Genomic DNA, 10,909 nt, shown 5'->3' on the forward strand with positions numbered 1-10,909 from the left:
GCCGAAGATCAACCACGCTCGATTTCGGCTCTGCGCTGATCGTAGGTCGATTGCAGGTTTAGCCAGAACTCAGGCGTGGTTTTCAGGTAGCGCGAGAGCTTCTTTGCGAGCTCAGGACTGATACCTCTCTCCTGCATCACAAGGGCTCTCACGTCATCCCCGACCTCATCCAACGAACTAGCAAAACCATCCACTGTAATACCCAGCGGCTCAAGAAACTCCTTTTTCAGGATTTCGCCAGGATGAATCAGCCGCATTCCAGAATTGCTCATTTCCCCTCCTGAGGGCTCGATCAGCTGTGATCATAAGCAGCCACCTCGATCCGACAAGTGCGTCCGTGAGTTTTCACCGAAGTCCTTCATTTGTCCAAGATCGGTCCTACAAAAAGCAGCTCTCGCGGCTGATTACGCCTAAATACCAGCCGCGACATAACCTTTGCGTTACGACTTAACTGACTGGAGTCATCTCACCGCCCCAGCAACATCCTGCGAAAGTTTGGCTACTCCGATGCCACGCTAAATCACCCGCCCACGACTACCCTTCAAAAACCGCAGGAAGCGGTCCCTGTACAGTTCAAGGAACGACCATGTCTCTCTCCATCGTCCACAGCCGCGCCCAGGTCGGCGTGGAAGCGCCCGCCGTCACCGTCGAAGTGCATCTGGCCAACGGTTTGCCGTCGCTGACCATGGTCGGTTTGCCCGAAGCCGCCGTAAAGGAAAGCAAGGACCGGGTACGCAGCGCGATCATCAATTCAGGTCTGCAGTTTCCGGCGCGGCGTATCACGTTGAATCTCGCCCCGGCCGATTTACCGAAGGACGGCGGACGGTTCGATCTGGCGATTGCCCTGGGGATTCTGTCGGCCAGCGTGCAGGTGCCGACGTTGACGCTGGATGATGTGGAGTGTCTTGGGGAGTTGGCACTGTCGGGGGCGGTGCGGGCGGTTCGGGGTGTGTTACCAGCGGCGCTGGCAGCGCGCAAGGCCGGGCGTATGCTGGTGGTGCCGCGGGCGAATGCCGAGGAGGCATGCCTGGCGTCGGGGTTGAAAGTGATTGCGGTGGATCATTTGCTGGAGGCAGTCGCACATTTCAATGGCCACACGCCTATCGCGCCCTATGCTTCCAATGGTTTGCTGTACGCCAGCAAACCCTACCCCGACTTGAATGAAGTGCAGGGTCAGCTTGCAGCCAAACGCGCATTGCTGATCGCTGCCGCGGGAGGTCATAACCTGCTGTTTAGTGGTCCACCCGGCACGGGAAAAACGTTGCTGGCGAGTCGTCTGCCGGGGCTGTTACCACCATTGTCCGAGAGCGAAGCATTGGAAGTGGCGGCGATTCAATCCGTCGCCAGCTGTGTGCCGCTGAGCCATTGGCCGCAGCGCCCCTTCCGACAGCCACACCATTCCGCTTCAGGCCCGGCACTGGTGGGCGGCGGTTCGAAACCGCAACCCGGCGAAATAACCCTCGCACACCATGGCGTGCTGTTCCTCGACGAACTCCCGGAATTTGATCGCAAGGTATTGGAGGTGTTGAGAGAGCCACTGGAGTCTGGCCACATCGTGATTTCCCGCGCCAAGGACCGCATACGCTTCCCGGCGCGCTTTCAACTGGTCGCAGCTTTTGTGAGGGGAGTGCAGAGCAAGGGAAATAGGTGCTGGTAGCCCCCGGAGGGAGGGCGTCGCGATCTCCGTGTCCGTCCAATCGATACAGCCAAGGTATGCCTACCAAAACCAGACGCTCACTCAAGGGCGCTTAGGACTCATAGCGGCCCGTGTTTCTTGGTTCTCACGACTACTTTTTATCTAGCCCTACGATTCACGTACAGCTTTGCACCATTAATTCCTACTTATAAGCTATCCACGGGCTCCTCCTCCCAAATCAATCCGGAATCTCATCCGCGTAAGCTAGGGTGCATGTAGATGAAGGCTATCGTCGGTCAACGCATCAGCTCAGCCGCAAACTGTAGACATGGTAAATTGCCGTCCCACAAGCTAAAGTCCAGCAAGACTGTTGACGCCGATGCCGAATTGACCCACGTGCCGATGTAAGACTAACCCACCTCAAAATCAGCACTAATCTAGAACAGGCTACGGTGCGAGGAATCAGGCTGGGTCAGTGAATCTCGGTAACTGGGTCAATTTGGCGTCGGCGCCAACAGTATAACCATTGAACAGATAGACCGAAGGTCGTCAGGTCTGGGTACAACAAGGGTGCAACTTGAGTGCTGCCAGGAAGCAAACAGGCAACACAACGGGTGCACATAGAGTGCAATCCCAGAAAACATCTGGTACGCCACTCGACCACGGCCCATACCATCTCTCCATGGCCTTTTATTTAATTGTCATACTTAAATTCAATATTTATCTTTATATTTTCTACATCCAAAGTAACTACACATCCAGACCAGGCTTTTTCGCCTGCGCACAAGCCATTCATAACAAAATGGCTCCTCAACTGCACTAGTAGGTCGGTTAAATCACCAACTGCGCGACCGTCGGGATCAAACCAATTTAAATCACCAGCTTTATTAAAGTAATCAAACTCATAGCTGCCGCCGTCGCCTTCAGGGAAAAGCTCCGCTCTGGCTATTATTTTTTTAGCGTCTGAGGGACCAGCATCAATTAGAAGCTGCCCAATTTTTTCGTAAAACAGCTGTTCATCCATCAACCCCCACCTCCAGGTGCATTTTTAAAGTCAACATTCACAGGGCGGCCACCGTCAATTGAATACTTAACATTGAACCTGTCAGGCCGCACACTAGAGTCCGAGTAGATAGGCTCAATTTTGACATTTACAGGCTTCCCATCCTTAAGTGCATTTGCCCAAGTATTTTCCATCGACTTCCAGGCGCCCTTGTTTAAATTCCCATTCATGGGAAGCAAGTTCAACTTTTCACCTGGCCCGTTAAAAACACTTGCAATTAAATGCCCGCCCTCGTCACCAGATACTCCACACTTTCCTGCCACACATTGCTGATAGGTATTCCGGTCATTTTTTGCGTAAGAAAGGTTGGATTCAACTCTTTCAACACGACCCAAACCGTCTGTTTGATAGGTCTTGTTTCCATCCACTTTATAAATCGTGTTTGGCTCAGGCTTATTGAGATCTTTGGACCATGCTCCCTTGCCACCAGAGCTTACTTCGACCTCTCGTAAAGTCTGGCCTGCGCCTTTTGCACCGTTCGGATTAATCCCATACTCATCCGCATCCGGCGAGGATCCTATCCCTTTATTTACACCTTTGTCCCCAGAATTTCCACCCCGAACCTTGGCACCCCACCCCTCGGTCACCAGCGTGTTGCCCAAATTGGCGATCATCGCTGCCTTATCAGCGACACTCAGCGCATGGCCCACCGCCCTATCGAGCCAGTCAGTGTCCTTGCTCCACTTATCCAGATGGGCCTGTTCCTGGGGAGTCAGCCAACCTTCTTTGATGTATTTGGCGAGAAGGATCTGATCGTCCGTAACGTACGTTGCGCCCCAGTTGTCGATACCTTGGGGCGGCGTCGCGATCTGACCCGGATTGCCTGCGAGCATGCCATACATGTCATATGTCACTTTATGCTTGAAGGTACCCATTAGCTCTTTGGCTACAGGGTCATCCATCGAAACGGTATTGGCCTTAATACCTTCCGCACATTCTCGCGTCGAACAAGCAAGAATGGCTTCTGAACGAGCCGTCGATAGGTGCTCATACTTGTCGATCACGCCTCGGATTTTTTGCTCGCTGCAGGTGCCGCTGGCTTTGCAGTCCTTCAGTTCCTTAAGTAGCTTCTCAGCGGTTGGGTGATCAAGGCTGTTGAATTTGGTCGCCTGCTGAGCGACCCATCCGGCTACTTCTTGATCTTTTTCAGAACCACCTGCCGCAGCGGTGACGGTTACACCGATCAACTGCGAAGTCATCGCCAGCAGTTGATCGTGCATGCTGCCGGCAAATACTGAATCACCCACTGCGGCGACAAACGCCTCATTCGCTCCTGCCGCCAGGGCACCAGTCCTGAAACTGCCACCCGCGGCTTCCGCAATCAGGCCACCGACAATCGCATGAGCCCCCACTTTGGCAGGGATCCCGGTGAACTCCAGCTGGGTGCCAAGCTTGTTATAGACAGAAGCGCTCAATACATCGGCGACGGCGCTGATGCTTGCTTGTGCCAGGCTGTCCTTGAAGCTGCCTCCATTAATAGCGGTATCGGCTACCGCACCAAAGCCCTTTTCAGCGAGGGTGTAACCAGCAAATTTCGTGAAGCCATCCAGATCCCCAAGACTGAAACCATGAGTGGCCGTTCCGGCATTCTCTGGAGATACAGAAAACGCCTTGTCGAGAACTCCGGCGGCAAAGCCAGCGGCTAGGCCAGTGGTTACATAGCCTTTGATACTATCGCTGGAAGTAACGTCTTTGAGTGTCGCTCCCAGATTCCCTTTGTTATTAATCGAGCTGATTACAGTCTGCGTTATTACTGCGGTGTAACTTGCAGCTGCGGCAGCCCCGGCAGCAGCCGCAATAGATGCAGCCATGGAAGCTGAGGCTCCCGCCGCTACAGCTGCGCTGGAGGCGGCAGCACCTGCGGAGGCACCTACGGCCGCCGCCGTACCGGTCCCCGCCGTCAACACCGTGACGATAATAATGATCGCCAGCATCGCACCTTGGCCCAGCCCGGAATGGCTGTACTTGAAAGAGTCATGCATCTCCTTCACTTGCCGCCAATCCACATCGCCGCGCTTTTCAGCTTCTTTGAGCCAAGCCAGTTGCGGATCGGCCTGGACCATCGCGTCGATGGTCTGGCTGACGGTGTTCTGATTGATCTGTTTGATGTCGATGTGCAGGCCGTCAACGGCTTTGATCACCAGATCGCCTTGGGCAACCAGCTGGGTTTGGCGCAGGGTTTCATCGGTGTTGCCTTTGCCTTTCATGGAGTTCCAGGCGAGGCTGGTATTGCTCTTTTCGTGGCTCTCTTGATGCAGATCCTTCACCCCTTCAAAGGTGATGGCGCCACCACTTTGCAGTGTCAGGTCCTTGCCACTCTCCAGCTTCGCCACCTGATACCGCTGATCTCCACCGCTGATGAGCAAGAGATCGCTCCCGGTCTTGATTTCGCTACCGATGTGGGTGACTTGAGTCACTTCATCACGCTGCGTTTGTTTGCTGCCCCACCCCCCTTTCTTCTTCATGTCGTACAGCGAATAGTGGCTGTCTTGCGCAGCCAGCAGCTCAAGCTTGCCACCCGCCACGAAATAGGCCTCATTTGCAGCGTTGACCTTGCTGGAGATCAGCGCCAGATCCTGCCCTGCGCTCAGGGCAACGTTGCGCCCCGCCTTGACCGTCGAAGCTACCTGACTGACATGATCCTCTTGGCTGGTGACCTTCTTGCTCTTGCCGTAGGAGTGCTGCTCATCCGCAGCCGAGGCGAGGGTCAAGTTTTCTTTGGCGGCCATGACGACGTCGCGCTTGGCAGCGATCTGGCTGGCGACGACTGAGAGGTTGCGGCCGGCGTTGGCGGTCAGGTCGCGGCCGCTGTCGAGGCTGGAGCCGTATTGCTTGATATCTTGGTCACGATGCCGGCCGCGAGTGCCACTGGTGATGCGTTCGGCGGCGACGAGATTGACATCGCGCGAGGCATTGAGGGTGGTGTCAGCGCCGCTTTTCAGCGCACCGCCGACATTGTTGATGTCACGCCCGGCACTGATGGTCAGGTTGTTGCCAGCTTCGATACGGGCCGCGCTGTCGATGAAGTCGGTGCGTTCGGTGCGGTAGCCGCTGCTGCTTTCGTGGGTGGTAACGGTACGTTCGTTGGTCACGTCGCCGCTAAGGGCAACAACACTGACATCCCGCCCGGCGATGATGCCGCCGGCCCGGTTAGTGAGGTTATTACTCGCCAGCGCCTCAAGCCGATTGCCCGCTTCCAGCAAGCCGCTGTTGACCAGACTGTCGCCAGCCGTGGCCCTCAGGTTGCTGGAGGCGCGCAGGGTGCCGGCGTTGTTCAGGTTTTTACCGGCGATCAGGCTGACATCAGCGCCCTGGATCAACGCACCATTGGCCGCCAGGCGGTGATTGGCGTTGGCCAGGTAGAGCACCGGCGCCAACACCTGTTCGTTGTTCACGGTCCGGGTTTCCATCCAGACGATATCGTGGGTCAGGGCCGCGACCTGTTCGGCGGTCAGAGTGACACCCAGGGACAGGTGGAGGGCGTCCTTGCTGGCGATGGCGTTGTTCATCAGGTACTTGAACATGCCGTCGTCAGAGGTCTGGCCGTCGAGGAAACGTTGACCGGTGCGGGCGATCACCGCCTGTTGGATCAGGCGTTGTTCGTAGAAGCCATCCCCCAGGCGCTTGGCGGCGAGGTCCGGATCGTAGCCCAGGTTTTTCAGCAGGTAGTCCGAGCTCATGAACTGGCGCATATCGGTCAGCGCCGGATTGGTCTCGATCAGGTACTTGTGCGGATTGGACCTGATCGAACGGTCAGCCAGCCCGCGCACCTGCAGCAGGCCGGCGCCCTGGGTCGGCGTGGTCGAGCTGTTGCCGCTCATGCGGAACAGGCCGTTTTGCCCGGTTGGCAAGTCAAAACCCGGCAAGGCCAGCGGATCGACCTGCTGTTGGGTCAGGTTCGGGGCTAGCTGCCGATTGACACTGATGCGGGTCGAGAAGGCATTGTCGGCCTGGGTGTCGGTACGCGGCCCGGCGCCGACGTAGTTGTAGCCGCCACGCACGACGCGGTTGTCGGCGTTGCCCTGGGTGCGGATATCGACCGCGCCGCCAGCCTGGATAATGGCCGCGTAGGTCTGGCTATCGGTGGAGGCCGTTTGAGTGCGAAGCAAAGGCATTTCGCGCTCGGTCCTGCCGATGAAGCGGCTCATCGCCGCTTCGAGGCCTCCCAGATCGTTGGGGGTGTAACCCGGGCTCTGCAACCAGTATTTGTTGGTGAAGTCATTCGCGGCGGTGCGCCAGCTACGCGGGTGGCGCGTGCGTTCGGACCTGAAGGTTCGCGAGGTTTCGGTCTCGCCGGTTTCGATGCCGATGTTGTTCAGGCTGCCCAGATTGGCGGTCAATGCACCGCCGACGCCGATGCTGCTGCTCCGGTTGGTCAGGGTGTCGCCCTGGATATCCAGGTTGCCGCCGGTGGTGATGCTGGAGGCGGCGCTGGCTGCGGTGACTTCGAACTTATCGCGCTGGATGATCTGCCAGACGTGGTTTACCTTGGGACCGTCGCAATCACCTGGGATGCAGGCCACTTCCCTGATCGAGGCGGTGTAGATGCCTGCATCGTTGGTGGTCAAGACCTCGCGGACGTTGTCGATCGTGCTGGCCGCCAGGCGCATGTTGCCGTTGCTCTGCAGCGAGCCGGAGCTGTTGAGGATGCGGCTGGCGCGGGTGCCGAGGCCGTCGCGATCGATGCTCAGATCACCCAGGCTGTAGATATCGGCATAGCGGTTGGTCAGGCTATTGACGCGCAGGCTGGTATTGCCGCCGCTGAAGATCAATCCGTGTTCGTTGAGCAGGTCGCCGGTCGATACACCGAGCGCCCCGGCACTGCCCAGCGTGCCGTAGTTGTTGATCGTGGCGGCAGTGACGCTCATGTCCGCCGCCGAGGTCAGCCGACCATAATTGTTGAGAACGCCATCGACCACGACGGTTGTGCTGCCGCCGCCAGCGATACTGCCGCTTGCCTCCAGATTGATCAGCGCGGTCTTGAGGCCCAGGATACCGAGACTGCTCAAGCGGCCGCTGCCTGCATATTCGCCGGTCAGTTGCAGGTCGATGGCTCCATCGCTGCCGATCAGGCCATCAACACGCCAATTGATGCCACGGCCTTCCATGCCATTGGTACTGAGCAACTGGCCAGTGGCGGTCTGGGTCAACTGGTTGACATGAACGACCAGATGCCCAGCCTGGATCGCCGTGCTGTTGGTCCAGCGGTCAGCCGTCACAGTCAGGTTGCCGTAGGTCACCAGCTGTCCACCCGCCTGCCCCAGGTTGGCCTGGCTGATGCCAAACAATCCCAGGCCAGTGTGCAACAGCTTGCCGCCCACGTTCTGGATGCTGCCGGTGTCGAAACCAACATCATTACTGGCGGTTTCCAGGGTGCCGTCGCTGTTATCGAACAGACCTCCGATGTTGAACGTCGTAGTGCTGTTCTTGCCCAGGGTGCGCAGTTGGCCTTTCTGGTTGCTCAGGCTGGCGGCGAGAATATCCAGGCTGTCCTGGCTTTCGATAATGCCCGCGTTGTTGTTCAGTGCGCCCGAAAGGTCAAAGTCGATGCGACTGGCACTGACCTGCCCGCCGCTGCTGTTGTCCATATCCCGGCCAATGACCCGGACCTGACCCGTGGCATACATCCCGCCGCTGCGATTGTTGATACTCGCACCCGCGTTGCTGATCACGATATCGCCGGCTTGTGCGGCCAGGCGCCCGCCGTCGTTGAACAACCCACCCAAGGCTTTGATGTTCAGTCCTTGAGCCTGGATCGTGCCGCCCTGACGGTTTACGTCATAGCCGTTTTTCAGCACACCCGTGGCCCGCGCCACCAGCGCGGCCTTGACGCTGGACAGCACGCCGCCACGGTTGTCCAGGTTGGTCGCGAAGACATTCAGGTTGGCGTCCTGGGCGATGATGCTGCCGCTCTGGTTATCGATATCACCCGTGACATCCACGGTTACCAGACCCTTGCCTTGCAGCGTGCCCTTGATGTTGTTCAGGCTGGCGGCATCGAACTCGACGCCGGCACCGCGGCTGGCGATCAGGCCCTTGTCGGCGTTGTTGACCGCGCCGGTAGCGCTTATCCGCAATTGGCCATTGGCAGCGACGGTGCCTTTGTTGCGGTTGTCCAGGCTGCCTGTGCGCACGCTCATGACGCCTTGGCTAGACAACTCGCCGCCCTGGTTATTGATCGCGCCAATATTGGTGATGTCGAGGTTTTTGCCGGCCATGACCAAACCAGTCAGGTTGTCCAGGCTGCCGAGGATCAGGGTCGCGCTGTTCAGGCTGGATAATTCGCCTGCACTGTTTTCCAGATGGCCCAGGTTGGCGTTCAGCATGCCCTGGCTATTGATCAGGCCACCCTGAGCGTTCAGTACCTGGTTGGCGTTCAGATGCAGTTCGGTGTTACCCAGGATTCGACCTTTATTGCGGTTATCCACAACATTGGCCGTGACCGTGGTCTTGCGCTGCCCACTGAGCGTACCGCCCTGGTTGTTCAGCGCAGCGGTGGTCGTGACATTCAGGTCGCGACTAGCAACCACCGTTCTGCCGCCGTTATTCAGCTGCTTTGCAATAAGGGTGATATCACCGGTGGTGTTGCGGCTGTTATCGGCATTGACCCCGGATTCAATAATTCCGTTGTTGCTTAGGGTGCCACCGCTATCCAAGTGGATGTTGTCGCGCGCCACCAGGTTGTTGTGGCTGGTCAGGTCGCCTTGGGTCTGGACGTGCAGGGTGGTGCCGGCATAGACCGGTCCCCGGGCGTCGAGGCTAGCGGCTTTGACGTTAATGGCACCGGCAGTAGTAGCAGTCTCGGCCAAACTCAAATGACCGTTGGCATCCAGCTGGATATCACCGCCACTGGCGACCATCTTGCCATCGAGTTTTACGCCGACCCCCGCCTCCGTGCCCACCAGTTTGATCGACCCGGCGTACATGCCACCGAGAGTCGAGGAGTCGATGGCCAACCCCGGTTTGGCGCTGCCGTCATCGGCGCGCGCGGTCGTGTTAAGGGTGTCGGCGTTGACGTCGTTGCGACCGGCGATGATGGTCAGATTCCTGGCCTGGATCTCGGCGTTGATCCTGGCGCTGCGGGTGATGATTTCGAAGCGGTCGACGTTGGTAACGTTCAGCCCGGCGCCTTCGATGGCGATGCTACCCTGATCGACCTGAAAGCGATCCAGCCGACCGTTATCCAGCACCGGTTTGCCGGTGGTCAACGTGACGCGCGGGGTGTTGATGAAGCCGCAACCGTTGCAGCTGATGCCGTACGGGTTGGCAACGATCACTCGCGCCGATTGCCCCGCGACTTCGGTATAACCGCGCAACTGGCTGGGATTGCCGCCATTGACTTCGTTGAGGATGGTTTGCGCGGCGGTGCCGTTGAGGTTCCGGTTACCGAGGATGATCCCGCCCAGTTGTGTGGGCTGGGCGGCGTTGGTGGCGTTGTTGAGGATCACGCCGTTGCTGCCAACGTTGTAGTCCTTGAATTGGTTGTGAGACAGGCCGCTGCCGTTGGGCTTGGCGATGTTGACGATGGGCACGCCATTGCCGGCCTGGCCAAGGCTGGTGCCCGGCGCACTGATCACGATGCCGTCCGCCTGGGCCCACATCGGTTGCCAGAACATGACATTGGCCAACAGGAACGCCAGGCCGCGCTTGGGCATGCCCCAGAAGTGCTCGCGTTTTTTGACCGCAGCAGAGGGCTGGCCAGCGAGGAAGGCGTAGGGGCGAACGTCCATGATCGAATCTCGTTAAAGCAGAATTTAGAGGGAGAAATCCACGCGGAAATAGATCGGCGCTTCGCGCTCGCTCAGGGCATCCGGGCGTTCCAGGGAATGGGCGAAGGTGACGCTGGCGCTCAGGTGCTCACCACGGGCAAACAACTCCAGCGAGTTGCTCGACATGCGCCCGTGCTGATCGCCGTTGTAGCGATCGCCACGAATCACGCCCTGGTCGTAACCGAGGCTGGTGCCGTATTCGGCGAACACCGGGCGCAGCCACTCCAGCGTCACCGGGCGACTCCAACGCAGGTCATTGCGCCAGTAGCCGCCGCTGTCGCCGGACAAGGACTGGTCCTTGTAACCACGGATCGACGATTGTCCGCCCAAGCTCATGCGCTGCGGGCTGAACAGCACGTCTTCGCTGCGCTGGCCGGTCATCAGGCTGCTGAAACTGAAGGACTCGCCACCCAGCACAAAGGGCTGCAGATAGCTGAGGGT

General features: G+C 58.3%; 4 protein-coding genes and 1 pseudogene. 1 reads left to right on the forward strand and 4 read right to left on the reverse strand.

The window, feature by feature from the left end:
- Positions 1-8: 8 nt before the first annotated feature.
- Complete coding sequence (locus ACZ3HH_RS28535; RefSeq protein ID WP_465809737.1) at positions 9-272, reverse strand: HigA family addiction module antitoxin; 264 nt, start codon at positions 270-272, stop codon at positions 9-11.
- A 314-nt stretch (positions 273-586) separates the two neighbouring features.
- Between ACZ3HH_RS28535 and ACZ3HH_RS28540 the strand changes: the two are divergent.
- A pseudogene (locus ACZ3HH_RS28540) lies at positions 587-1,615 on the forward strand (YifB family Mg chelatase-like AAA ATPase); the annotation flags it as partial.
- Between the two features lie 715 nt (positions 1,616-2,330).
- On the opposite strand, the gene ACZ3HH_RS28545 reads toward ACZ3HH_RS28540, so the two are convergent.
- The 3 genes from ACZ3HH_RS28545 to ACZ3HH_RS28555 all read right to left on the reverse strand — a co-directional run.
- A complete protein-coding gene (locus ACZ3HH_RS28545) occupies positions 2,331-2,660 on the reverse strand; it encodes an antitoxin YezG family protein (RefSeq protein ID WP_465809739.1) in 330 nt (109 codons plus the stop codon).
- Positions 2,660-10,429: a two-partner secretion domain-containing protein gene (locus ACZ3HH_RS28550; protein WP_465809741.1), complete on the reverse strand. Its 7,770-nt coding sequence runs from the start codon at positions 10,427-10,429 to the stop codon at positions 2,660-2,662. Before ACZ3HH_RS28550 ends, ACZ3HH_RS28545 begins: the two co-directional genes overlap by 1 nt.
- Positions 10,430-10,453: 24 nt before the next feature.
- Positions 10,454-10,909, reverse strand: a 456-nt coding sequence (locus tag ACZ3HH_RS28555; RefSeq protein WP_465809742.1) for a ShlB/FhaC/HecB family hemolysin secretion/activation protein, incomplete at its 5' end; no start/stop codon positions are given.

The sequence above is a fragment of the Pseudomonas sp. PME37.24/025 genome (genome assembly GCF_055556615.1).

Coding starts and splice junctions, on each gene's coding strand:
- ACZ3HH_RS28550 (WP_465809741.1), bottom strand. CDS start 10,429: ATGGACGTTCGCCCCTACGCCTTCCTCGCTGGCCAGCCCTCTGCTGCG.
- ACZ3HH_RS28535 (WP_465809737.1), bottom strand. CDS start 272: ATGAGCAATTCTGGAATGCGGCTGATTCATCCTGGCGAAATCCTGAAA.
- ACZ3HH_RS28545 (WP_465809739.1), bottom strand. CDS start 2,660: ATGGATGAACAGCTGTTTTACGAAAAAATTGGGCAGCTTCTAATTGAT.